This window comes from Micromonospora sp. I033 (assembly GCF_053890995.1).
On sequence record NZ_JBSSLX010000080.1, the window covers coordinates 1 to 22,943 of the forward strand.

Here is a 22,943-nt window from a genome sequence, read left to right on the forward strand (position 1 = left end):
CAGCGGCACCGTGGCCGGCCGCCACGCCTCCTCGGCGTCCCGGCCCGCGCCCGCGGTCCGGATCCCCGCGCCGCGCAGCGCCTCCAGGGTGTCGGCCAGCCCGGTCGCGCCGAAGTCCAGCACGTGGTTGTTGCCGAGGACGCAGACGTCGAGCCGGGCGGCGGTGAGGCAGGGCAGGTTCGCCGGATGCATCCGGTAGTGGATGCCCTTGCCGGGGTAGTGCTCGCCACGGGCGGTCACCGCCGTCTCCAGGTTGACGATCCGCGCGTCCGGACGTTCGGCGTCGAGCAGCCGCAGCGCGTCGCCCCACGGCCACTCCGGCGGGGCCGGGCGCGGCACCGGGCCGGCCACCGACTCGGCCAGCGCGACGTACCGGCGGGCGTCGGTGACCAGCTCCTCCCGCAGCGCGGGCGGCCCCGGGTGGGGCAGGATCTGGTCCACACCCCGCCCGGTCATCACGTCACCGGCGAGGAAGAGCGTCACCTCGGCCATGCCGGTGATGTTCCCGCCGTGCGCCGCGCCACGCGTGAGCCGGGCCGGCCGGGGTACCAGGGCGGCCATGACGACGGACGTGACGATCGTGGTGGCCACCCGCGACCGGCGGGACCAGCTCCTCGCCCTGCTGCCCCGGCACACCGCCCCGGTGATCGTGGTGGACAACGGCTCGGCCGACGGCACCCCGGCCGCCGTGGCCCGCGAGTTCCCCGGGGTGCGGGTGGTGGAGCTGGGCCGCAACGCGGGCGCCGGGGCCGCCCGCAACGTGGGGGTGGCGCTGGCCCGCACGCCGTACGTGGCGTTCGCCGACGACGACTCGTACTGGGCGCCGGGCGCGCTCGACCGGGCGGCGGAGCTGCTGCGCCGGCACCCGCGTACCGCGCTGCTCACCGGGGAGGTGCGGGTCGGCGCGGCGGCCCGGCGGGACCCGGTCTCGGCCGCGATGGCCCGGGGGCCGCTGGGCACCGAGCCGGGCGCCCCCGGCCCCACCGTGCTCGGCTTCCTGGCCTGCGCGGCGGTGCTGCGCCGCGAGGCGTACCGGCAGGTCGGCGGCTTCGCCGAGCGGCTCGGCACGTACGGCGAGGAGGCGCTGCTGGCCATGGACCTGGCCGCGGCGGGCTGGAACCTCGCGTACGTGCCGGAGCTGGTGGCCCACCACCTGCCGGTGCCGGCCGGGCGCGACCCGCGGGCCCGCCACCGGGTCGAGGCGCGCAACCGGGTGCTCACCGCGGCGCTGCGCCGGCCGGGACCGGTGCTGCGCGCGGCGGTGGCCGAGGCGTGGCGGGACCCGGCCGGGCGGGCCGGCCTGCGCGACGCGGCCCGGCAGGCCGGCTGGGTGCTGCGGCACCGGCGGCGGCTCCCGGCCGACGTGGAGGCCGCGCTCGTCACGCTCTCCCACGCCGACGCCGCGGCACCTCTTTCCGCCGTAGTTCCCGAGCCGGCCGCGTCCGCGAGCGCCTGAGCTGGTTATCGTGTGGGCGCAGCTGACCGGCCGGCGCCGAGGAGCACCGATTGACCACCACCGCGTCCTTCCGCGCCTGGTACCGGCCGATGCGGGCCCGCCGGCGGGACGAGGAGCACCGGTCGGCCACCCCGCTGGAGCTCTTCTTCGACCTCTGCTTCGTGGTCGCGGTGGCGCAGGCCGCCGGGGGCCTCCACCACGACGTGGTCGAGGGGCACCTCGGGCACGGCCTGGTGGGCTACCTGAGCGTGTTCTTCGCGATCTGGTGGGCCTGGGTGAACTTCACCTGGTTCGCCTCCGCCTACGACACCGACGACGACGTCTACCGGCTGACCGTCCTGGTGCAGATCGCCGGGGCCCTGATCCTCGCCGCCGGCGTGCCCCGCGCCTTCGGGGAGGGCGACTTCTCCACGATCACCTACGGGTACGTGGTGATGCGGCTGGCGGCGCTGGTGAACTGGCTGCGGGCGGCCGCCGGCGACCCGGCGCACCGGGCCACCACCCTGACGTTCGCGGTCGGCGTGGGCCTGGTGCAGGTCGGCTGGCTGATCCGGCTCCTCCTGCCGGCCGCCTGGCTGATGCCCGCGTTCGTGGTGCTGGTCCTCGCCGACCTGCTGGTCCCGGTGCTCGGTGAGCGGCGCGGACAGACCACCTGGCACCCGCGCCACATCTCCGAGCGGTATCAGCTGTTCACCCTGATCGTGCTCGGCGAGGTGGTGCTCTCCACCTCGGTGGCGATCCAGCGGGGGGTGGACGCGGGCAACGAGCAGCTGTGGGTGCTGGCGGCGGCCGGCATGGTGATCGTCTTCGCGATCTGGTGGCTCTACTTCGACCGGCCGAACCCGCTGCCGCCGGCGTCGCTGGCGGGCGCGGTGTTCTGGGGCTACGGCCACTACTTCGTCTTCGCCTCGATCGCCGCGGTGGGCGCCGGGCTGGCCGTGGCGATCGACCACGACCTGCACGTCGGGCACGTCTCCGGCCGGGTCGCCGGCTACGCGGTCGCCGTGCCGGTCGCGGTCTACCTGCTCGCCCTCTGGGCGCTGCACCTGCCGGCCAAGCGCGGTCTCGGGCTGGTGCTGTTCCCCGCCGCGGCGGCGCTGGTGCTGGTGGCGCCGTGGCTGGCCGCCCCGATGAACCTGATCGCCGGGGTGCTGGTGGTGCTGGTGGCCGTCACGCTGGTCATGCGGCACCGGGCCGCGACCAGAGCCGCCTGACCAGCGCCTCGAACTCGGCGGCCCGCTCGATCTGCGGCATGTGCCCGGTGTCGGGGAACAGGTGGAACCGCGCCTTCGGCAGCCGGCTCCGGGCGTACGCGAGGTGGGCGGCGGGCAGGATCAGGTCCCGGTCGCCCCAGACCACCAGGGTGGGCAGATCGAGCGCGGCCACCGCGTCGAGCAGCTCGGCCCGCCACTCGGGGCGTACGCCGCGCCAGGTGCCCAGGTCACGGACCAGCTCCAGCATCACGCGGGCGGCGTGCGGCTGCCGGGCCGCCGCCAGCGCGGTGGCGATCCGCTCCTCGGTGACGTACGCGGGGTCGTGGAAGATGGCCCGTTCGGTGCGGCGGGCGATCGCCGGGTGCGGGCGCAGCAGCAGCCGGGCGAGGGGCCGCACGGCGAGCAGCCGCAGCGCGGCGGTCACCTCCCGGCCGAAGCCGGCGCTGTTGACCAGCACCAGGCTGGCCGCCCGCTCCGGCGCGTCGGCGGCGAGGCGCATGGCGACCGCCCCGCCGAGGGAGTTGCCGACCAGGTGCACCGGGCCGGTGACCCCGGCGGCGTCCAGGAACCCGGCGACGGCCGTGGCCAGGGCCGGCAGGGTGTGCGCGTCGTCCAGGGGCGCGGAGCCGCCGTGCCCGGGCAGGTCCACGGCGAGCACCCGGTGGTCGCCGGCCAGCGCGGCGTGCAGGACGGCGAAGTCCTCGAGGGTCCGGCCGATGCCGTGCAGCAGCACGACCGGCGGCCCGTCGCCGGCCATCCGGCAGCGCGTCCGCCGCCCGGCCACGACCAGTTCGTCGGCCGGCGGCAGGGCGAGGGTCACGCCGGCCGCCCCGGGTCCGACGGGACCGGCTCGGCGGCGGCTCGCGGGGCCGGCACCCGGGCCGGGCGCGGGCGCATGCCCAGGGCCAGCACCTTCCCGTAGCCGGCGGGGGCGACCCGGGCCAGCAGGTCGGGCAGCTTCGCCGACCAGCCGATGAGCACCCGGCCGCGGCGGCGCTCGACCCCGCGCAGGATCACCTCAGCGGCCTTCGCCGGGTCGATGGAGAGCAGCTTCTCGAACTGCTTCCGGCCGGCCTCGTACTCCTCGACGGAGACGCCGCTGCCCACCCGGGCGCTGGCCGCGATGCGGGTGCGGATGCCGCCCGGGTGCACCGAGGTGACCCCGACCCCGTCGTCGACGAGTTCGTGCCGCAGCGCCTCGGTGAAGCCGCGCACGGCGAACTTGCTGGCCGAGTAGGCGGCCTGCCCGGCGGGCGCGATCAGCCCGAAGAGGCTGGAGACGTTGACCAGGTGGGCGCCGGGCTCGGCCTTCAGCGCCGGCAGCAGCGCGTGGGTCAGCCGGACGACGGCCCGGAAGTTGATCTCGATGACCCAGAGGAACTCGTCCAGGGTGACCTGGTCGAACCGGCCGCCCAGCGCCACCCCGGCGTTGTTGACCAGCAGCCGGACCCGCGGGTGGGCGCCGAGGATCCCGGCGGCGACCCGGTCGGTGGCGTCGGCGTCGGCGAGGTCGACCAGGTGGGTCTCGACGCGCCGGTCGGGATGCGCGGCGCGGATCGCGGCGACCACGGCGTCCAGCCGCTCGCCGTCCCGGTCGAGCAGGACCAGGTCGGCGCCGCGCCGGGCCAGCCCGTGCGCCAGGGCCTCGCCGATGCCGCTGGCCGCGCCGGTCAGCACGGCGGTGCCGCCGGGGAAGACGAAGTCACGCATGGCGCTCCTCGGGAGTCAGGCGACGGGCGCGGGCCGGTCGCGGACGGTGGCGGGCGTGCCCGCGCGGGAGAATCGCACACCCTCGTCGGTGAGCCGGCCGTGCCGCATCAGCAGCACGTCGCGGGGGTAGTTCTGGTGCAGCCGCCAGGGCGCCGCCGGGCCCTGCTTGGGCAACTGGTCCACGGCACGCAGCACGTAGCCGGACTGCAGGTCGATGATCGGCGCCAGGTCGTCGGAGTCCGGGGCGAGCGGGGTGACGATCTGCTGGCCGGTGTCGTCGAGGTGGCGCAGCAGCCGGCAGACGTACGTGGCGACCAGGTCGGCCTTCAGCGTCCAGGAGGCGTTGGTGTAGCCGATGGTCATGGCGAAGTTCGGCACGCCGGAGAGCATCATGCCCTTGTAGGCGACCGTCGAGGCGAGGTCGACCTCGGCGCCGTCCACGGCCAGGGTCATCCCGCCGAGGGCGAGCAGGTTGAGGCCGGTGGCGGTGACCACGACGTCGGCGGGCAGTTCGGCGCCGGAGGTCAGCCGGATGCCGTGCTCGGTGAACGTGTCGATGGTGTCGGTGACGACCGCCGCCTTCCCGGCGCTCAGCGCGGCGAACAGGTCCCCGTCGGGCACCACGCAGAGCCGCTGGTCCCAGGGGTCGTAGCGGGGCGAGAAGTGCCGGTCGAGGTCGTAGCCGACCGGGAGCTTGCCCTTGGCGGCCCGGCGGAGGAACTTCTTCACCAGACCGGGGGCGCGCCGGCTGAGCTGGAAGTTGGCCACCCCGAGCGCGACGTTCTTCCAGCGGGTCACCGCGTACGCGGCCTTCGCCGGTAGCCAGCGCCGCGCCGCGTCGGCGAACGGGTCGCGCGAGGGCAGCGAGATGACGTACGTGGGTGAGCGCTGGAGCATGGTGACGTGGGCCGCCCGCTCGGCCATGGCCGGCACGAGGGTGACCGCGGTGGCGCCGCTGCCGATCACCACCACCCGCCTGCCGGCGTAGTCGAGGTCCTCGGGCCAGTGCTGCGGGTGCACGAGCCGGCCGGCGTACCGCTCGACGCCGGGGAACTCGGGGGTGTAGCCCTCGTCGTAGCGGTAGTAGCCGGAGTTGGCGAAGAGGAACGCACAGGTCAGGACGACGTCCTCACCGGTGTCGTCGCGGCGGGCGCGCACCGTCCAGCGGGCGGTGGCGCTGTCCCACTCGGCGCGGAGCACCCGGTGGTGGAAGCGGATGTGCTGCTGCACCCCGCACTCGCGGGCGGTCTCCCGGACGTACTCCCGGATGGCGTCGCCGTCGGCGATCGCCTTGGGGTTGGTCCACGGCTTGAACGAGTAGCCGAGGGTGAACATGTCGGAGTCGGAGCGGACGCCCGGGTAGCGGAACAGGTCCCAGGTGCCGCCGACGGCGCCCCGGGCCTCCAGCACCGCGTAGCTCTTGCCGGGGCACTCGCGTTGCAGGTGGACGGCGGCGCCGACGCCGGAGAGCCCGGCACCGACGATGAGGACGTCGACGTGGTCGGAGGCCATGGCATCTCCTTCGGGCGGCAGTGGACCGGACACTATCCACCGCCGTCGACGCCAGTCAACACCCTGTCGAGGGGAATCGACATGGTGTCGAACGGGTGTAACATCGGCCGACATGACCCCCGCCCGCACGTCGACCGGCGCCCCGCCGACCCGCGGGCGGCGCTCCGGCCGCTCCGCCGGCGACGACCGGGAACTGGCCATCCTCGCCACCGCGGAGCGGCTGCTGCGGCAGCGCCCCTTCGGCGACATCTCCATCGACGACCTGGCCCGGGGCGCCGGCATCTCCCGCCCCACGTTCTACTTCTACTTCCCGTCCAAGGACGCGGTGCTGCTCACCCTGCTCGACCGGGTGACCGAGGAGGCGAACGCGGCCGCGGGCGACGTGCTGGTCCGGCTCGCCGAGGACCCGCCGGCCCGCTGGCGGGAGCTGATCGCCCGGTTCCACGCCACCTTCGGCGGCCACCGGGACGTGGTGCTGGCCTGCGCCCAGGTGCGCGGCACCAACGCCGAGGTGCGCCGGCTCTGGGCCGAGGTCCTCGAGCGCTGGGTCCGCGCCGTCGAGGCGGCCATCGAGGGCGAACGCGCGCGCGGCGCGGCCCCGGACGGGCTGCCCGCCCGGGACCTCGCCATCGCGCTGAACTCCATGAACGAGCGGGTCTGGTACGCGACCTTCGCCGGGGACGGCCCGGCGGTGGCCGAGCGGGACGTGGTCGACGTGCTGCTCGACGTCTGGCTGACCGCGATCTACCGCACCACCACCCCGGCGCCGGTCAGCCCGTCCGGGTGAAGTCCATGACCCAGTTGGTCTCCCAGGTCCGCTCGCCGTCGGTGGAGAACGCCTGCTCCCAGCGGCACGAGGTGGGCGTGATCCGCGACCAGACGAACCGGCAGCGGACCGGCCGCCCCTCGTCGCTGTCGTCGGCGTAGAAGGTGCCGACGCCGTCGACGAACCGGCCGACCACCGGCGGCAGTTCGAGCACGCCCCGCCGGCTGTTCATCCAGTAGATCGACCAGAGGCCGGTCTCCGCGTCCTGGATGCGGACGGTCGAGCCGGAGAAGCCGCGGGTCGGGAAGCGGATCTCGTCGAAGCTGCCCGCGCCGTCGAAGAACGAGTGCGCCACCGAGGTGCCGGGGAACTCGTCCCACTCGTCGCTGCCCACGTGCCGCTTGGCCAGCCGCCGGTTGGCCACGTCCCAGGTGCCGACGAAGAAGTCGAAGTCGCCCATCAGAAGCCCACCGGCCCCTCGGCGCGGCTGTCCGCCACGTAGCCGGCCAGATCCGGCCGGTCGGGGGCGAGGACGTGGCGCACCCAGGCGACCCGCTCGTGCTCCAGCACGCCCAGCTCCCAGACGCAGCCGACGCCGGGCCGGTCCAGCGGGACGAAGTGCGCCGGGTCGTCGTCCGGGCAGTCCAGCGCGGGCTGGCCGGCGATCGCGATCCGGCACTCCACCACGTTGTCGAAGAACCAGCTGTACGCCAGCAGGTACGCGCCGGTGTCCGCGCCCCGGTGCAGCACCACCCAGCTCGCCGGCGGGGTGCCGCCGTCCGGGCCGGGCAGCAGCTTCGGCAGGTACGCGTACGCGGCCTCGACCACCTCCGGTTCGAGGCGGCGGTCCGGCTGGTCGATGTGGTAGCGCTTGACGTGCCGGCCGGCGACCTCGACGGTCCCCGGCACGGTCAGTTCCTTGTCGTGGAAAGCCATACCGGGACGGTAGGACCGGTCCCCTGACAGCTAGTGTCAGTGGAATGCGGGCCAGTCGCCTTCTCTCCCTCCTGCTGCTGCTCCAGGCCCACGGCCGGCTCACCGCCGCCGAACTGGCCCGGCGGCTGGAGGTCTCGGTCCGCACGGTCTACCGGGACGTCGAGTCGCTGCACGCCGCCGGCATCCCGCTCTACGGCGAGGCCGGGCACGCCGGCGGCTACCGGCTCGTCGACGGCTGGCGGACCCGGCTGACCGGGCTCACCGCCGAGGAGGCCGACCGCCTGCTCTTCGCCGGGCTCCCCGGACCGGCCGCCGAGCTGGGCTACCAGTCGGTCGTGGCCACCCTGCAACTCAAGCTGCGTGCCGCGCTGCCGCCCCCGCTGGCCGACCGGGCCAGCCGGCTCGAGCAGCGGTTCCACCTGGACACCCCCGGCTGGTACTCCGACGGCGACCCGTCACCGTACCTGGCCGCCGCCGCCGAGGCGGTGTGGCGGGAGCACCGGGTCCGGGTCCGCTACCGGAGCTGGACCGGCGAGGTGACCCGGGTCCTCGAACCGTACGGGCTGGTGCTCAAGGGCGGCCGCTGGTACGTGGTGGCCGCCCGGCCGGACCGCGCCGAGCCGGCCACCTACCGGGTCAACCAGATCCTCGACCTGACCCCGCTCGACGAGCCGTTCGACCGGCCGGAGTTCGACCTGCCGGCCTGGTGGCGGGCGCACGTGGTCGCCTTCCGGGCCGGGCTGCACCGGGACGAGGCGACCATCCGGCTCTCGCCCCGGGGCCGGGAACGACTGCGGGAGGTCGCCAGCGACACGGTGGTCGCGGCGGTGGACGCCAGCGCCGGCCCGCCCGACGACCGGGGCTGGGTGCGGGCCGTCGTACCCATCGAGTCGCTCACCCACGCGCACGGCGACCTGCTGCGGCTCGGCGCCGAGGTGGAGGTCCTCTCCCCCGCCGCCCTCCGCGACCGCCTGGCGGAGACGGCGACCGCCCTGACGGCCCTCTACCACCCGCCGCCGGTCGCGCCCCCGCCTTGTTGATCAAGAGGTTTGCGTCACCGTGGAGATCGATCCCGACGCAAACTCCTTGATCAACGCCTTAGGACAGGCCGCGCAGGACGGTGGCCAGGGTGGTCAGGGCGCGGTCGATGTCGGACGGTGGGTTGGCGGCGTAGCCGAGGACCAGGCCGGGGGGCTGCGGGCGCTGGGCGTGCCAGGAGAGGGGTTGGACCTTGACGCCCCGGCGCAGGGCCGCCGCGGCGAGCGCCGTGTCGTCGACCTCGCCGGGCAGGGTGACCAGCAGGTGCAGGCCGGCCGCGGCGCCGTGCACGACCGCGCCGGGCAGGTGCTCGCGGACCGCCCGGATCATCGCGTCCCGGCGGCGGACGTGCCGGCGGCGCAGCAGCCGAAGGTGGCGTTCCAGCGCGCCGGAGTCCATCAGCTCGGCCAGCACCAGCTGCGGCAGGGCGGCGTTGCCGAGGTCGACCATCCGCTTGGCCGCCACCAGGTCGGCGTGCAGCCGGGGCGGCACCAGCGCCCAGCCGATCCGCAGCGCCGGGGCGAGCAGCTTGGAGACGCTGCCGGTGTAGCAGACCCGGTCCGGCAGCATCCCGCGCAGGGCCGGCACCGGCGGGCGGTCGTAGCGGTGCTCGGCGTCGTAGTCGTCCTCGATCACCAGGCCGCCGCGCCGCGCCCAGCTCAGCAGCCGGCGGCGCCGGTCGCCGTCGAGCACCACACCCGTCGGGAACTGGTGCGCCGGCGTGAGCATCACGGCCGGCGCTCCGCTCTCCTCCAGCCGGTCGACCCGCAGGCCGTGGGCGTCGACCGGCACCGGCGGGGTGTCCAGCCGCCAGTTGTTCAGGTGCTGGCGTACGCCGAGCGAGCCGGGATCCTCCACCGCGGCCGTGTGCACGCCTTCGGCGTGCAGCACCTGGGCGAGCAGGCCGAGCGCCTGGGACACCCCGGCCACGACCACCACCTCGGCCGGGTCCACCCGGATACCGCGGTTGCGGGCCAGCCAGGTCGCGACCGCCAGCCGCAGCGCCGGGGTGCCGGTCGGGTCGCCGTAGCCGAAGGCCGCCGGCGTCAGGCGGTGCAGCACCGCGCGTTCCGCCCGCAGCCAGGCCGCGCGGGGAAAGGCCGCCAGGTCCGGTACGCCGGGCGTCAGGTCGAGCTCCGCCGGAGCGTTGCGCAGCGCGTCGAAGACGGCGGTGTCCGGCCGCGCGCCGAACACCTCCGGCGGGCGGCGTGGCGCCGGCGCACGGGTGACCACGGCGGCGGGCGTGGCCACCACGACGGTGCCGGCGCGGCCGCGGCCGACCACGTGCCCGTCCTCGGTCAACCGCTGGTACGCCTCCGTCACCACACCCCGGGACACCCCCAGCTCGGCGGCGAGCACCCGGCTCGCGGGCAGTCGGGCGCCCACCGGCACCCGGCCGTCGGCGATGGCGGCCCGCAACCGGGCGGCCAGCCAGTCGGCGCGCCCGCCGGGCGGGGCGTCGCCGACGTCGAGCTGGAGAAAGTCGGCACCGGCCGCTATGGACCCCTCGACCGCCGATGGTTTGGCCCTGTCCACCGGACCATTATGGCCGCAGGCTGGATCCCGTGAGTATCGCCTTTCTGCTGACCACGCTCGTCGTGGTGATCACCCCGGGCACCGGGATGGTCTACACGCTCGCCACCGCTCTCTCCGCCGGCCGCCGGGCCGGTCTGGTGGCCGCCGCCGGCTGCACGCTCAGCCTCGTCCCGCACCTGGTCGCCGCGATGACCGGGCTGGCGGCCCTGCTCCGCGCCGGCACCCCGGCGTTCCGGGTGGTGACCTGGCTGGGCGTGGCGTACCTGCTCTGGATGGCCTGGGCGGCGCTGCGCAACCGCGGCCCGCTGCCGGTGGACGACCACCGCCCGCCCCGCACGGCCGGCCGGCTGTTCCGCGACGGGGTACTGCTGAACCTGCTGAACCCCAAGGTGACCGTCTTCTTCGTGGCGTTCCTGCCGCAGTTCGTCCCGCCGGGCGCGCCGGACGCGCCGGCCCGGATGCTGGCCTGCGGCGCGGTGTTCATGCTGACCACCCTGGCGGTCTTCGCCGGGTACGCGCTGCTGGCCGGCGCGCTGCGCCGCCGGGTGCTGGCCCGGCCCCGGCTGACCGCGCTGCTGCGGCACGGCTTCGCCGGCAGCTTCCTCGTCCTGGGCCTCGGCCTGGCCCTCACCGCCTGACAGGAGTCCTCCCGTGCGCTTCCGCCACTCCCCGGAGGTCTGGTCGACCTTCCCCGAGCTGACCTGCGGCGTCCTGCACGCCGCCGGCATCACCCCCGCCGTCGACGTCACCCCGCGGCTCGCCCGCTACGCCGACACCGCCCGCGCCCGCCTGGCCGGCGGGACGGAGGGCGGCTTCCCGGAGATCCAGGCGTGGCGGCGGGCCTTCGCCCGGACGGGTTGGCCGCCGACCCGCTACCGGTGCGCGGCCGAGTCGCTGCTGCGCCGGTTCCGCCGCGACGGGGAGCTGCCCCGGCTGCACCCGCTCGTCGACCTGGGCAACGCCCTCTCCCTCGGGTACGCCGTGCCGGTGGCCGTGCTGGACCTCGCGCGGATCGCCGGGGACCTGACCGTGCGCCCGGCCCTCGGCATGGAGACCTACCTGACCCTCGGCGGGGACGAGGAGCACCCCGAGCCGGGTGAGCTGATCTTCGCCGACGCGGCCGGCCGGGCCCACTCCCGGCGCTGGACGCACCGGCAGAGTGGCGCGTCGGCGGTGCGGGCGGAGACCGCCGAGGTGCTGGTGGTGATCGAGGCGATGCACGACGACGGGGCGGCGACGGTGCCCCGGATGCTCGCCGAGCTGGCCACCGCGCTGGCCGAGGAGTGGGGCGTGCCGGCCCGGACGGCGGTGCTCACCGCCACCGCACCCGAGTTCGCGGCGGCCGGCGCGCGGACCGGCTGAGGCGTGCGGTTGCTCCCGGCGGTCCGGGGCGCCGGGAGCAACCGCACGGTCAGGACAGCTCCGGTGGGTCCAGCCAGGTCCAGGTCACGCCGTCGGTGGAGAGCCAGGCGCCCTTGCTGTCCGGCCAGCCGGTCTGCGCGTACCCGCCCGGCACCGGGCGGGGGTCGGCCCCCGGCCCGAGCGGGGCGGGACGCAGCGTCGCACCCCCGTCGGAGCTGGCGAACATCAGCGGGGCCTCCCCGGCGGAGATGCCGGCCTGGACCGTCAGCACCCCGTCGGGCCGCACCGCCGCCCGGATCGTGCGCTCGCCGACCCGCGCCGTTCCGGCGGCACGCGCCCAGGTGTCGCCGCCGTCGGTGCTGCGCCAGACCACGAGGGCGCCCCGCACCCGGCCGACCGCGTAGACGGTGCGCCCGTCGTGGGTGGCGACCGCCGGGCCGCCGACGTCGTCTGAGGCGGCGAGGTCGTCCGGGAACTCGTGTCGTGACCAGGTGCGGCCGCCGTCCCGGCTCGACTCGACGGCGCTGCCGGTCCAGCTGATCCGGCCGCCGTCGCCCACGTGCTGACCCGTCCATCCGCTGACCCAGAGGCCGGCGCCGACCGGCGCGCTCTCGACCACCGCCGCGTTGCGCAGCGCCGACCGCTCGCGGAGCTGGGCGAGATCACCGGTGGCCGGATCCACGGCGAGGAGCGGCTCGTCGCTGGGGCCCGGCTGCCGACCGAGGACGTGCCAGCCGGCCGGCAGCGCGTCCACCCGTCGCACGGTCACCTCCCGCCAGGTGCTCCCGCCGTCGGTGCTGGCGATCCAGCGGGCGGACCGGCTGTCCGGAGCGGAGCGGGAGACGTACCAGGCCACCACGGTGCGCGGCCCGGCGGCGCGCAGGTCCACCATGGCGTCGTCCGGCACCGGCAGTGGACCGGTGCGCCAGTGCCGGCCGCCGTCGTCGGTGCCCGCCCAGCGCGGCGGGCAACCCGTGCGGCACTCGGTCCAGCGCAGATAGACGTGGGTCAGGTCGCCGGCGGCGGGACGGCCGGTGAGGATCTGCCGGCCCGTGCCAGGGGTGGGTGTGGCGCCCGGAGTGGGGATGAATTCCGGCGTGCGGTCCGCCCCCAACCGGGCGGCCGGCGGGCCGGAATCGTCGGGCCGGGCCGCGACGGCGACCCCCGAACCGGTGACCAGCAGGGCCACCGTGGCCACGGTCAGGATCCGGTGCCGGCGGCGGCGCCGCCGGGCCTGGACGGCGACCCGCTCGAAGTGCGGCTTGAAGGCGGCCTGGGCGGCGGCGTTCAGGCCGGCGAAATCCAGCTCAGGCATGCCGCGCCTCCCGCTCCGGCCGGGCCGGGGAGGACGCCGGAACCGGCTCGCTGTCGTCGAGGTGGCCGGCGAGCACGCGACGGGCCCGGACCAGGCGCGTCTTCACCGCCTCCACCGAGCAGCCCAGCGCGGTGGCCACCTCGGTCACCGGCAGGTCCGCGAGGTGGTGCAGCACCACGGCCTCCCGGGCCGGCCGGGGCAGCCGCTGCAACGCCGCCACCAGCGCGACGTGGTCCGGGGACAGGGCCGGCGAGCTGGGCCGCGCCGGGCCCAGCCGCCCGGAGCGCACCAGCCCGTGCAGCAACACCCGGCGACGGTGCCGGGACCGGGCGACGTTCAGCGCCACCGTGCGCAGCCAGGCCTCCGGGTTGACCACCTCACGGAACCGGCCCGGCCGGGCCAGCGCCCGGACGAAAGCCTCCTGCACGACGTCCTGCGCCTCCGCGTAGTCGCCGGTCATCGCGTACATCTGGGCCACCAGCCGGGCCGCCGAGGCGGCGTACACCTGTCTGACGTGTTGCTGTGGGTCCACATCGTCCCCTCCCGTGTCGGTCGTCTCATCGGTACGACCGGCGAGCGGGCGGTGCGGTGACATCCGGTTCCGGGCGGGCCGCGGGTCAGGCGTCGGGGCGGTCCGGGTCGTCGGTCGCCATGATCTCGTCGAACTCGGCCCGGGTGATCTCGCCGGTGCGCAGCCGGCGGGCGTTCGCGGCGAACCGGGCCACCGCGGCGCCCCGCGGGTCGGGCGGGCTCAGCAGGCCGCCGTCGGCGGCGAGCGCGGTCGCCTCGTCGGACACCTGGCGGGGGTCGTCGGTGTCCACCGGCTCGCCGTGCAGCTCACGCAGCGCGGCGGCGAGCTGGGCGTCGGCCGCGTCGCCGGCGCCCCACCAGCGCCGGGACAGCTCGACGGTGCGGCCGAGGCTGTCGTCGCCCACCCGCTCGGCCCGCAGCGTGGCCCGCATCATGCTGAGGAAGGTGACGGTGACGGCATCGGAGTCATCGGCGATCATGCCTGCACCCTAGCGACCGGCTGCGACAAAACCGGTGGGGCACCCGACCGTCGGCGGCATGATCGGGGCATGGAGCGAAGACCGGCCCGGGGGCACCGGAACATCCCGCACACCGCCGACGTCCGCATCGAGGCGTGGGCGCCGGACCGGGAGGGCTGCGTGGCCGAGGCCGTCGCGGCGCTGGTCGACACCTTCGTGGACACCACGGGGGCCGTCGCCGGCGGGGAGACCGGGTTCCGGGTGCCGCCGGGCACCGATCCGGACCTGCTGGTCGGCGTTCTCGACGAGGTGATCTTCCGGCTGGAGACCGAGGGTGAGCTGCCGCTGTCGACCGAGGTGCGGGCGGCCGACGACGGCGGCCTGGCGGTGACCTGGCGGACCACCGACACCGACGCGGTGGAGCTGGTCGGCGCGGTGCCCAAGGCGGTGTCCCTGCACGAGCTCTGCTTCGCCGCGGAGTCCGACGGCTGGCGCTGCGCGGTGACGCTGGACGTGTGAGGGCTCAGCCCTTCACGACGCCCAGCGGGACGAGCCGGGCCACCCGGCGGCACAACCCGGCCCCCTCGGCCGCCGCCACCACGGCGGCCACGTCCTTGTACGCGGCCGGCATCTCCTCGGCCAGCCCGCGCCGGCTGGCGCCGCGCACCGCGATGTCCTGCGCCTCCAGCTCGCGGCGCGGGTCGTGGCCGCGTACCGCCTTGGTGGCCTGCTTGCGGCTCTGCACCCGGCCCGCCCCGTGGCAGGTGGACGCCCAGGCCGGCGAGCCGGGCAGCCCGGTGAGCACGTACGAGCCGGTGCCCATCGAGCCGGGGATGAGCGCCGGCTGCCCGACCGGGCGCAGGTCGTCGGGCAGGTCGGGGTGCCCCGGAGCGAGGGCCCGGGTGGCGCCCTTGCGGTGCACGCAGAGCGGGCGGGGCGCCCCGTCCACCTCGTGCGTCTCGATCTTGGCGAGGTTGTGCGAGATGTCGTACACGAGGTCCAGGTCGCAGCCGGTGACCCGGGCGAAGACCTGCCGGGCGGCGTGGGCGAGCAGCTGCCGGTTGGCCCGGGCGTAGTTGGCGGCGGCGGCCATCGCCCCCAGGTAGGCCCGGCCCTCGTGCGACGAGACCGGCGCGCAGGCCAGCTGCCGGTCGGGCACGTGGATGCCGTACCCGGGCATCACCTTCTCCATGTCCCGCACGTAGTCCGTGCAGATCTGGTGGCCCAGCCCCCGCGAGCCGGAGTGGATCATGACGCAGACCTGGCCGGCGCGCAGTCCGAACGCGCCCGCCACTGCCTCGTCGTAGACCTCCTCCACCGCCTGCACCTCCAGGAAGTGGTTGCCGGAGCCGAGGCTGCCGACCTGGCGGGCGCCGCGCTCGATCGCCCGCTCGCTCACCTGGGCCGGGTTCGCGTCGCCCACCGCGCCGTAGTCCTCGCAGCGGTCCAGGTCCCGCTGGACGCCGAAGCCGCGCTCCACGGCGTACCGGGAGCCGCCCCGGAGCACCCCGTCGAGTTCGGTGCGGCCGGTCAGGTGCCACACGGCGCCCTTGCCCATGCCGCGCGGCGTGGACTCGCTCAGGCCGTCCATCACGGCGTCCAGCCGGGGCCGCAGCGCCGCCCGGTCCAGGTCGGCGGTGAGCAGCCGGACCCCGCAGGAGATGTCGAAGCCGACCCCGCCGGGCGACACCACTCCCCCGTGCTCGACGTCGGTGGCGGCCACCCCGCCGATCGGGAAGCCGTAGCCCCAGTGCACGTCCGGCATCGCGTAGGAGGCGCCGACGATGCCGGGCAGCGTCGCCACATTCGCCACCTGCTCCAGCGACTTGTCCGCCCCGGCGTCCGGGAGGAGATCGCGGGACGCGAAGACCACGCCCGGCACCCGCATCGGGTCGTGCCGGTCGATCCGGAACCGGTACGGCGACTCCTCCACCAGGTCCATGCCCGCCCGGCTACCCCGCGTCGGAGCGGTTACACCCCGTCTGGTTCGGCTCGCCCGATCCGGGTAGTGCCGCAGCATGCCCCAGCGATACGAGGACTACGACAGGATCGCCGTCATCACCGGCGCGGACTCCGGCATCGGCAAGGCGTGCGCCGTGGCGCTCGCCGAGGCCGGCTTGGACATCGGCATCACCTGGTACGGCGACCCGGACGGCGCCGAGCGCACCGCCGCCGAGGTACGCGCCACCGGCCGCCGCTGCGAGGTGGCCGAGCTGGACCTGACCCGGCTGCCCGGGGCGGCCGCCGTCGTCGACGAGCTGGCCGACCGGCTCGGCGGGCTGGGCGTGCTGGTCAACAACGCCGGCACCGGGCTGGCCACGCCCTTCGTCGAGGTGGCCTGGGAGCAGTGGCGGGAGGTGCTCGGCGTGGACCTGGACGGGCCGTTCCTCTGCTCCCAGTGGGCCGCCCGGCGGATGCGGGCCGCGGGCCGGGGTGGCCGGATCATCAACATCACCAGCGTGCACGAGCACGCCCCGCGGGTCGGCTCGTCGGCGTACTGCGCGGCGAAGGGCGGGCTGGGCCTGCTCACCAAGGTGATGGCACAGGAGCTGGCGGCCGACGGGATCACCGTCAACGCGGTCGCCCCCGGCGAGATCGCCACCCCGATGACCGGGCAGGAGGACGTGGACCCGTTCACCCAGGAGCGCCCGGGGGTGCCGGTGGGCCGGCCCGGGGACGCCCGGGAGGTGGCGGCCGTGGTGGCGCTGCTCGCCACGCCGGCGGCCGCCTACGTGACCGGGGCGTCCTGGCCCGTCGACGGCGGGATGCTGATGATGGGTCCGCAGGCGTCGTCCCTGCCGGACGACAGCTGGCGGTCGGCCTGACGGGAGCGGGCCGATGTCACAGCCGCCGCTCACGGGGGCCGACGGGCGTAACACTTCGTGACGCTTCGCGTTCACACCGTCCACTTAGGGTTCTCGTCGGCCCGGTCGCACGACGCCCGGGCCGACGCCCGGCCCCGACCGGGGGCCCCGACGGAAGGACGACCCATGCCCTTCGCCCGACGTACCGCCGCCCTGGCCCTGGCCGCCGCGCTCGGCGGCCTCGCCGCGACCGCCGCCCCGACGGCGGCGGGCGCGGCTCGCCCCGCTCGCGCCGGACGCCGCCCCGCAGGAACGGCTCGCCCTCGCCGCCGGCGACGTGCCCAGCGGCGACTGGCTCGTGCGGGTGCAGGTGGACGGCGTGGACAGCCTGCCCGACCTGGTCGGAGAGGTTTACGGCGCGCCCGCCCTGACCGTGCCGTGACCGCCGCCGACCGCCGGGCCCGCCCGGCCGACCCGCCCGGCGTGTCCTGGGACGAGGCGAACCGGCTGGCACTGGTCGCCGAGCTGGACGTGCTGCGGGCGCGGCTCGTCGCGTACCCGGGGGAACCCGACCGGGCGGACCTCGCCGCGGCCGAGCGGCGGCTGGCGGCGGCCCGCGCGCTGCTCGACCGGCCCACGGCGCTCGACGGGCTCGCCGCCGCGCTGCGGCTCACCAGCTTCGAACGGGCCGTGCTGCTGCTGGCCACCGGCCCGGAACTGGCCGGCGAGGTGGCCGACGAACTCACCGCCGCGCACGGGCAGCCCCGCCCCACCTTCGGCCTCGCCCTGGCCGCGCTGCCCGGCGCGCACTGGAGCGCGCTCACCCCGGACGCGCCGCTGCGCCGCTGGGACCTGGTCCGCCTGCTCGACCCCGACACCCCCACCGGCAGCCCGCTGGTCACCGAGGAACGGGTGCTGCACCACCTCATGGGCGTCCGCTACCTGGAACCCGACCCCGCCGCAGTGACCCGGCCCGTCCCGCCACCCGCCGCGCTGCCGCCCGCGTTCGCCGCCGTCGCCGCCACCATCCGCACCGTCCGGGAGCACGGCCGCCCCGCCGTGCTCCAGGGGCCGCAGCCGGCCAACCTGCCGGTGGTCGCGGCCGCCGCGGCCGACGCCGCCGGCCGGGAGCTTCGGCTGGTCGCGGTGGCCGATCTGCCGTCGGCGGTACGCGACCGGGACCGGCTGCTGCGGCTCATCGGGCGGGAGAGCCTGCTCGCGCCGGCCGCCTGGGCTTTCGACGCCGACGGGGCCCGCCCCGAGGACGCCCGCGCGCTGATCCGTGCCCTCGGCGCGCTGCCCGCCCCGGTGGCCGTGCTCGGCGCCGTGGACACCGTGCTGGCCGACGGCGTGCTGGTCGGCGTACCCCGGTTGCCCATCGCGGAACGGGCGGCGGCGCTGGACGCCGCGCTCGACCGGCACCTGGCGGACCGGGCGGCGGGCGCGGCGGCCGCGGTGGCCGGGGTGTTCGACCTGGCCCTGCCCGACCTGGAGCTGGCCGCCGGGGACGCCGCCGCCGGCACGCCACTGTGGCAGGCGTGCCGGGCCCGCTCCCGCAGCCGCTACGGCGGGCAGGCCCGGGTGGTCCGGCCGCGGGCCGGCTGGGCCGACCTGGTGCTGCCGGACACCCACGTGGCGCAGCTGCGGTCGCTGGTCGCCGCCGTGCACCACCGCACCCGGGTGCTGCACGACTGGGGATTCGCCGACCGGAGCAGCCGCGGCCTGGGCACGGCAGCGCTCTTCGCCGGGCCCAGCGGCACCGGCAAGACCCTCGCCGCCGAGGTGATCGCCCACGAGCTGGGCCTGGACCTGGTGGTGGTCGACCTCAGCCAGGTGGTCAGCAAGTTCATCGGCGAGACGGAGAAGAACCTCAGCCGGGTCTTCGACGCCGCCGAGGACGGTGCCGCCGTGCTGCTCTTCGACGAGGCCGACACCCTGTTCGGCAAGCGCACCGAGGTGCGCGACAGCCACGACCGGTACGCCAACCTGGAGGTCGGCTACATGCTCCAGCGGATGGAGTCGTTCACCGGGCTGGCCATCCTCACCACCAACGCCCGGTCCGTGCTCGACCAGGCGTTCCTGCGCCGGCTGCGGATCGTGGTGACCTTCCCCTACCCGGACCGGGCCGCCCGGGAGACCATGTGGCGGCGGGCGTTCCCGGATGCCGTGCCGGTGGACGGGATCGACCCCGGGCGGCTGGCCGCCGTGGACCTGCCCGGCGGCGGGATCGCCGCGGCGGCGCTGACCGCCGCCTACCTGGGAGCGGACGGCGAAGGAATCACCGCGGAGCAGGTGGCCACGGCGACCCGGTGGGAGCTGGCCAAGAACGGGCGCTCGCTGGGCGGCCGATGACCCTGGTGCTCCTGTCGGTGTGCCTCTTGCTCAGTCCGGCGCGACGGAGCGCCAGATCCGGTCGGGCAGGACCCGGGCGGCCTGCCCGAGGTCGACGCCCGGTACGCCGGCGAGCCACCGGCGCGCGGTCTCCGCCACCGGACCGATCAGCAGCATCTCGATCAGTGGCTCCGGCAGGGTGGCGAGCTCGCCGGCCCGCATCCGCGGCCGCAGCCAGCCGGCGACAGCCGCCATGCGCGGCGCCTTGGCCGCCACGACCTGTTCGGCGTGCGCGGCCAGGTAGCCGGCGTAGGCCGAGGCGTGGATGAAGCGCGCCGCGGCCGGGTTGTCCTCGGTGAAGCGCAGGTAGGCCACCACGATGGCGCGGACGCCGGTGCGGGCGGTCCGGGCCCGGCCCAGCGCCGCGATCAGCTCGTCGAACAGCGCCGCCATGCACCGGCTGTAGAGCGCCGCCGCCAGCCCGTCGAAACTGCCGAAGTGGTGGTAGAGACTGCCGAGGCTGACCCCGCTGGCGGCGGTCACCGCGTTGACCGTGAAGCCGGGCTGGCCGGCCGCGTCGAACACCTCCAGCGCCGAGGTCAGCAGCCGCTCCGCGGTCGCCTCGCCCCGCTGCTGCTTAGGCGACATGAGCCATCCCCTGATCCCACAGCCGTCGGGCGAGCACCGGATCGTCCGCCACGGACGCGAGCGGCACGGGACGGTCACCGTCGAAGTAGCGGCCGGACTTCCCATCGGACGCGAACACCAGCCGCGTCACCGGCGCCGCGCCGGCCTCCGGAGTGTCCCACCGGCGCTTGACCACCTTGAGCAGGAGGCCCATCGCGCCGCCGGGATCGCCCAGCCCGGTCCTGATGACGCCGGGATGCACCGCGTCGATGGTCACCCCGGTATTCGCCCAGTGCTCGGCGAACAGCGGCACGGTGAGCAGGTTCGCGAGCTTGGTGTCGCAGTAGGTGCGTATCCGGTGGAAGTCCTCGCCCCAGGGCGTCCGGTCCGGGTCCACTCTGCCCTTGACGTAGAGGCCGGCGCTGACCTGGACCACCCGCCCCAGCCGCTTCTCCAACAGGTGGTTGAGCAGGAACGGCGCCAGGTGGTTCACCGCGAACGACTGCTCGTAGCCGTCCTCGGTGCGCACCAGCCGGGTCGGCCAGACACCGGCGTTGTGCACCAGCACGTCGATCCGCTCGCAACGACCGCTCAGCCCGGCCGCGACCGCCCGGACGGACGACACCACCGACAGGTCGCCCACCACCAGCTCCGCCGAGCCGGCCGCGCCGCCCGGGGACGCCCGCAGCGCCGCCACCGCCTGCTCGCCCCGTGCCCGGTCCCTGGTCACCAGCACCACGCGGCAGCCGCGTCGCACCAAGTCGGTGGCCACCGCGAACCCGATGCCGCGATTGGCTCCGGTCACGACCGCCGTCACCGTCTCCGCCATAGCCGTCAGACTAGACCAGAACTAGAGCAGCGTTCTAGAACGAAGTTCCATCACCGATCCCACACACCACGCGGGACGGCGACGAGATCAGGCCAGGCAGAAGAGCGTCTGCTGCCCGGTCGCCACGAGCGATCGCTGGCCGCCCTGCACGCCGAACACCTCCAGCCGGCACACGGTCAGCGTCCTGCCGGACTTGAGCACGGTCCCGATCGCCTCGATGTGGTCGCCGACGGCGGGCGCCAGGAGGTTGATCTTGTATTCGACCGTGAGGACGTCGGTGTCCGCGGGGAACACGGTGAGCGCCGCATAGCCGCCCGCGCTGTCCGCGATGGCGCTCGTGGCCCCCGCGTGGATGTAGCCGTGCTGCTGGGTCACCTCGGGCCGGCTGGGGAGCACGATGTGCACCCGTCCGGGCGCGATGTGCGCCAGGCGGGCGCCGAGGTGGCGCATGAGTCCCTGGCGTTCGAAGCTCGCCGTGATGCGCTCCCGCACCTCGGGGCTCGCCTCGTCTTCCATCTCTTCTCCGGTCTCAGATCGCCGTTCCTGGCGGAGACTTCAGCAGTGCCGCCGCCTCGGGCAGGTATCCGCCGCGCCCCACGCGCAGCGCGGCGGCCGCCATGCGGACCAGGTCGATGTTGACGCCCGCCGCGCCGCTCGGGTCGTGCACCTTCAGCCGCACGTCCAGGCTCACCGCCGTGCCGCCCCAACCCTGCGCCTCGACGTTGAGGTGGGCGACCTTCTGCGAGCCCAGGTGCGGAAGGTACCCGAGCGGAGCCATCTCGACCTTGTCCGAGCCCACCGCGTTCGCCTTGGACTGCCGCTTGGTGTTCGGGTGCTCGACCAGGTTACGGAAGTCCTCGGTGCCGCCCAGGTTGACCTGGTAGGAGCTGACCAGGGTAAGGCCGCGCTCCGCCAGCAACCGCAGCAGCGTGTGATGCACCACGGAGGTGCCGAACTGGCTGGCCAGGTCGTCGCCGACCAGCGGCACGCCGGCCGCCTCGAACCGCTGGACCCAGGAGGGGTCCCGGGCCACGCCGTCGGACGTGGTGTTGACGAACGCCACGCCCGCCCGCAGCGCCGCCTCGGCGTAGGCGCGGGCGGTCTCCGGCCGGCCACTCGGCGCGGAGTAGAGCAGCACCTCGGCGCCCTCCAGCGCACTCGCCACCCGCTCGACCTCCGTCGCGTCCACGAGACCGCGCCGGACCGTCACGCCCGACGGCGGCAGGTCCGCGTCCAGCCGGGGGAAGTTGTTGGGCGGCAGGAAGATCGCCTCGTGCAGGTCCCGGCCCACCTTGCCCTCGGAGATGGCGAACGCCGCGACGACGTCGACGTCCCCGACACCCAGCCCCGCCACCTCGGCACGGTGGATGCCCACCAGGCTGCCGGTGCGGCGGTAGAAGTGGAGTCCCTGCACCAAAGCCGAGGTGTTGTTGCCCACGCCGACGACCGCGACCCTCGCACTTTCGAACATGGCAGGAGGCTACCCGGGCGGTCCTTTCCACATGATCCGCGGCAGCGTCGCACGCACCGCGTTCAGCGGATCATCCGGGTCGCCGCCCGCTGGTTGTAGACCACGACCACGGCCCGCCAGTCACTACGGCCACCCCGCATGCTCGCGTTGGCCAGGTTCGCGTAGCCCCGGGCCTGCTCCAGGCCGTTGACGATCTGGCGGGCGTTGTCCGGCTTGATCTCGTAGATGATGCCGGCGACGGGGTCCACGATGGTGGTGGGTGTGACCCGGTCGACCCGGGAGGTGACGCCGAGCCGCGCCTCGGCGAGCAGCCCGTCCGGCAGCTCCGACAGCGGAATCAGGTCGCCCGCCGCCCGGTCTGCCGCGAACTGCGCCGGGATTCGCGGCGCGGGTAGCACGTCCCGCAACGCCTCGGCGTTGGCGTGGGTGAAGTTGCCCGCCTCCATGGCCCGTGGCTGAGCGCGGCCGGGCGTCGGCCGGGCGCCCAACGTCCCCGGATCGGCCAGGTCGGCCATCGAGCCGGTGGGCGCGTCCAGCGGCGCGTCGACCCCGCCCAGCAGGCGGCTGTGGCTGATCAGGTCCTCCTCCAGCTCGGCGGCGAGCCGGGCGGCCTGTTCCGGGTTGGTCCGGGCGAGCTGCTCGATCTCCAGGAACCGGGCGTGCCGGGCCGGATCGGCGGTCAGCAGCGTCTCGTACTGGTCGGCGATCCGGTCGAGCGTCACGTGGGCGGGGTCGGGAGCGCGCGGTGCGCCGGGAATGCCGCCGGTGGTGTAGTCACCGAGGTCGTTGCGGCTGGCGATCAGCTCGATGTGGAAGACGCCGGGCCCGACGGGGGTGGCGGCGAACGTCTCGATCCAGCGGTACCGGGTCTTGAGCGCCATCAGTTCGGCGAGCAGGACGGGTATCGGTGTGTTCAACACATCGTTGGCCTCCTTGATGACGCGGGCCTCGGCCATCGCCTCGGGCAGCTGGGCCGCCTTGGCCGCGTCGTCGGCCAGCGTCGGGGTGCCGGGTTCGTCGGCGGCGCGCACCGCTCCCTCGCCCAGC

General features: G+C 75.4%; 25 protein-coding genes. 9 read left to right on the forward strand and 16 right to left on the reverse strand.

Features of this window, described 5'->3' with window-relative positions; translation table 11 throughout:
* The coding region (locus ACW0Q9_RS15565) for a CapA family protein (protein ID WP_456181880.1) at positions 1–561 on the reverse strand (561 nt) is incomplete at its 3' end.
* On the opposite strand from ACW0Q9_RS15565, the gene ACW0Q9_RS15570 reads away from it, so the two are divergent.
* The gene (locus tag ACW0Q9_RS15570) at positions 560–1,456 is read left to right on the forward strand and encodes a glycosyltransferase family 2 protein (protein ID WP_456181882.1); all 897 of its coding nucleotides are present in this window, start codon (positions 560–562) and stop codon (positions 1,454–1,456) included. The two genes, ACW0Q9_RS15565 and ACW0Q9_RS15570, sit on opposite strands and share 2 nt — an antisense overlap.
* Positions 1,457–1,506: 50 nt before the next feature.
* Positions 1,507–2,670 carry a low temperature requirement protein A gene (locus tag ACW0Q9_RS15575; RefSeq protein ID WP_456181884.1) on the forward strand — a complete coding sequence of 388 codons (1,164 nt, stop codon included), beginning with the start codon at positions 1,507–1,509 and terminating at the stop codon, positions 2,668–2,670.
* Here the strand turns inward: ACW0Q9_RS15575 and ACW0Q9_RS15580 are convergent.
* From ACW0Q9_RS15580 to ACW0Q9_RS15590, 3 genes are read right to left on the reverse strand one after another with little or no spacing between them, the layout of a single operon-like run.
* Positions 2,636–3,490: an alpha/beta fold hydrolase gene (locus ACW0Q9_RS15580; protein WP_456181886.1), complete on the reverse strand. Its 855-nt coding sequence runs from the start codon at positions 3,488–3,490 to the stop codon at positions 2,636–2,638. The two genes, ACW0Q9_RS15575 and ACW0Q9_RS15580, sit on opposite strands and share 35 nt — an antisense overlap.
* Positions 3,487–4,380 carry an SDR family NAD(P)-dependent oxidoreductase gene (locus ACW0Q9_RS15585; RefSeq protein ID WP_456181888.1) on the reverse strand — a complete coding sequence of 298 codons (894 nt, stop codon included), beginning with the start codon at positions 4,378–4,380 and terminating at the stop codon, positions 3,487–3,489. Before ACW0Q9_RS15585 ends, ACW0Q9_RS15580 begins: the two co-directional genes overlap by 4 nt.
* A 15-nt stretch (positions 4,381–4,395) precedes the next feature.
* Positions 4,396–5,892 (reverse strand): flavin-containing monooxygenase, encoded by a 1,497-nt coding sequence (locus ACW0Q9_RS15590; protein ID WP_456181890.1) that lies wholly within the window; start codon positions 5,890–5,892, stop codon positions 4,396–4,398.
* A 112-nt stretch (positions 5,893–6,004) separates the two neighbouring features.
* Between ACW0Q9_RS15590 and ACW0Q9_RS15595 the strand changes: the two genes are divergently transcribed.
* Positions 6,005–6,679 (forward strand): TetR/AcrR family transcriptional regulator, encoded by a 675-nt coding sequence (locus ACW0Q9_RS15595; protein WP_456181892.1) that lies wholly within the window; start codon positions 6,005–6,007, stop codon positions 6,677–6,679.
* On the opposite strand, the gene ACW0Q9_RS15600 is transcribed toward ACW0Q9_RS15595, so the two are convergent.
* Both ACW0Q9_RS15600 and ACW0Q9_RS15605 read right to left on the reverse strand, forming a co-directional pair.
* A complete protein-coding gene (locus ACW0Q9_RS15600) occupies positions 6,663–7,118 on the reverse strand; it encodes a hypothetical protein (RefSeq protein ID WP_456181894.1) in 456 nt (151 codons plus the stop codon). The genes ACW0Q9_RS15595 and ACW0Q9_RS15600 overlap by 17 nt on opposite strands.
* Complete coding sequence (locus tag ACW0Q9_RS15605; RefSeq protein WP_456181896.1) at positions 7,118–7,594, reverse strand: hypothetical protein; 477 nt, start codon at positions 7,592–7,594, stop codon at positions 7,118–7,120. Before ACW0Q9_RS15605 ends, ACW0Q9_RS15600 begins: the two co-directional genes overlap by 1 nt.
* 44 nt (positions 7,595–7,638) lie before the next feature.
* Between ACW0Q9_RS15605 and ACW0Q9_RS15610 the strand changes: the two genes are divergently transcribed.
* The gene (locus ACW0Q9_RS15610; protein ID WP_456181897.1) at positions 7,639–8,634 is read left to right on the forward strand and encodes a helix-turn-helix transcriptional regulator; all 996 of its coding nucleotides are present in this window, start codon (positions 7,639–7,641) and stop codon (positions 8,632–8,634) included.
* 58 nt (positions 8,635–8,692) lie between these two features.
* Here the strand turns inward: ACW0Q9_RS15610 and pdxR are convergent, their stop codons facing one another.
* Complete coding sequence (gene pdxR, locus ACW0Q9_RS15615; protein ID WP_456181899.1) at positions 8,693–10,168, reverse strand: MocR-like pyridoxine biosynthesis transcription factor PdxR; 1,476 nt, start codon at positions 10,166–10,168, stop codon at positions 8,693–8,695.
* Between the two features lie 29 nt (positions 10,169–10,197).
* On the opposite strand from pdxR, the gene ACW0Q9_RS15620 reads away from it, so the two are divergent.
* Together ACW0Q9_RS15620 and ACW0Q9_RS15625 are read left to right on the forward strand one after the other, a co-directional pair.
* Positions 10,198–10,806, forward strand: a complete 609-nt coding sequence (locus ACW0Q9_RS15620) for a LysE family translocator (protein ID WP_456181901.1) — start codon at positions 10,198–10,200, stop codon at positions 10,804–10,806.
* Between the two features lie 13 nt (positions 10,807–10,819).
* On the forward strand, positions 10,820–11,530 hold the full coding sequence (locus ACW0Q9_RS15625; protein ID WP_456181903.1) for a B3/B4 domain-containing protein: 711 nt from the start codon (positions 10,820–10,822) through the stop codon (positions 11,528–11,530).
* Between the two features lie 49 nt (positions 11,531–11,579).
* On the opposite strand, the gene ACW0Q9_RS15630 is transcribed toward ACW0Q9_RS15625, so the two are convergent.
* From ACW0Q9_RS15630 to ACW0Q9_RS15640, 3 genes are all read right to left on the reverse strand, one after another.
* The gene (locus tag ACW0Q9_RS15630; RefSeq protein ID WP_456181905.1) at positions 11,580–12,845 is read right to left on the reverse strand and encodes a WD40/YVTN/BNR-like repeat-containing protein; all 1,266 of its coding nucleotides are present in this window, start codon (positions 12,843–12,845) and stop codon (positions 11,580–11,582) included.
* On the reverse strand, positions 12,838–13,377 hold the full coding sequence (locus ACW0Q9_RS15635) for an RNA polymerase sigma factor (protein WP_456181907.1): 540 nt from the start codon (positions 13,375–13,377) through the stop codon (positions 12,838–12,840). The genes ACW0Q9_RS15630 and ACW0Q9_RS15635 overlap by 8 nt, the downstream gene beginning before the upstream one ends.
* Positions 13,378–13,462: 85 nt before the next feature.
* Positions 13,463–13,855, reverse strand: a complete 393-nt coding sequence (locus ACW0Q9_RS15640; RefSeq protein ID WP_456181909.1) for a hypothetical protein — start codon at positions 13,853–13,855, stop codon at positions 13,463–13,465.
* Positions 13,856–13,924: 69 nt separating this feature from the next.
* On the opposite strand from ACW0Q9_RS15640, the gene ACW0Q9_RS15645 reads away from it, so the two are divergent.
* On the forward strand, positions 13,925–14,353 hold the full coding sequence (locus tag ACW0Q9_RS15645; RefSeq protein ID WP_456181911.1) for an archease: 429 nt from the start codon (positions 13,925–13,927) through the stop codon (positions 14,351–14,353).
* Between the two features lie 4 nt (positions 14,354–14,357).
* Here ACW0Q9_RS15645 and ACW0Q9_RS15650 read toward each other — a convergent pair whose 3' ends face one another.
* Positions 14,358–15,776, reverse strand: coding sequence for an RtcB family protein (locus ACW0Q9_RS15650; RefSeq protein ID WP_456181913.1), 1,419 nt, complete (start codon positions 15,774–15,776; stop codon positions 14,358–14,360).
* A gap of 76 nt (positions 15,777–15,852) precedes the next feature.
* Between ACW0Q9_RS15650 and ACW0Q9_RS15655 the strand changes: the two genes are divergently transcribed.
* Both ACW0Q9_RS15655 and ACW0Q9_RS15660 read left to right on the forward strand, forming a co-directional pair.
* On the forward strand, positions 15,853–16,659 hold the full coding sequence (locus ACW0Q9_RS15655; protein ID WP_456181915.1) for an SDR family oxidoreductase: 807 nt from the start codon (positions 15,853–15,855) through the stop codon (positions 16,657–16,659).
* Between the two features lie 417 nt (positions 16,660–17,076).
* Complete coding sequence (locus ACW0Q9_RS15660; RefSeq protein ID WP_456181917.1) at positions 17,077–18,990, forward strand: ATP-binding protein; 1,914 nt, start codon at positions 17,077–17,079, stop codon at positions 18,988–18,990.
* A gap of 30 nt (positions 18,991–19,020) precedes the next feature.
* On the opposite strand, the gene ACW0Q9_RS15665 is transcribed toward ACW0Q9_RS15660, so the two are convergent.
* The 5 genes from ACW0Q9_RS15665 to ACW0Q9_RS15685 form a co-directional block, all read right to left on the reverse strand.
* A complete protein-coding gene (locus ACW0Q9_RS15665) occupies positions 19,021–19,617 on the reverse strand; it encodes a TetR/AcrR family transcriptional regulator (protein ID WP_456181919.1) in 597 nt (198 codons plus the stop codon).
* Entirely contained in the window at positions 19,607–20,425 is an 819-nt protein-coding gene (locus ACW0Q9_RS15670) for an SDR family NAD(P)-dependent oxidoreductase (RefSeq protein ID WP_456181921.1), read from the reverse strand. Before ACW0Q9_RS15670 ends, ACW0Q9_RS15665 begins: the two co-directional genes overlap by 11 nt.
* Before the next feature lie 87 nt (positions 20,426–20,512).
* The gene (locus tag ACW0Q9_RS15675) at positions 20,513–20,941 is read right to left on the reverse strand and encodes a PaaI family thioesterase (RefSeq protein ID WP_456181923.1); all 429 of its coding nucleotides are present in this window, start codon (positions 20,939–20,941) and stop codon (positions 20,513–20,515) included.
* Positions 20,942–20,954: 13 nt separating this feature from the next.
* Positions 20,955–21,896: an inositol-3-phosphate synthase gene (locus ACW0Q9_RS15680; protein ID WP_456181925.1), complete on the reverse strand. Its 942-nt coding sequence runs from the start codon at positions 21,894–21,896 to the stop codon at positions 20,955–20,957.
* A gap of 62 nt (positions 21,897–21,958) precedes the next feature.
* The coding region (locus tag ACW0Q9_RS15685) for a hypothetical protein (RefSeq protein ID WP_456181927.1) at positions 21,959–22,943 on the reverse strand (985 nt) is incomplete at its 5' end.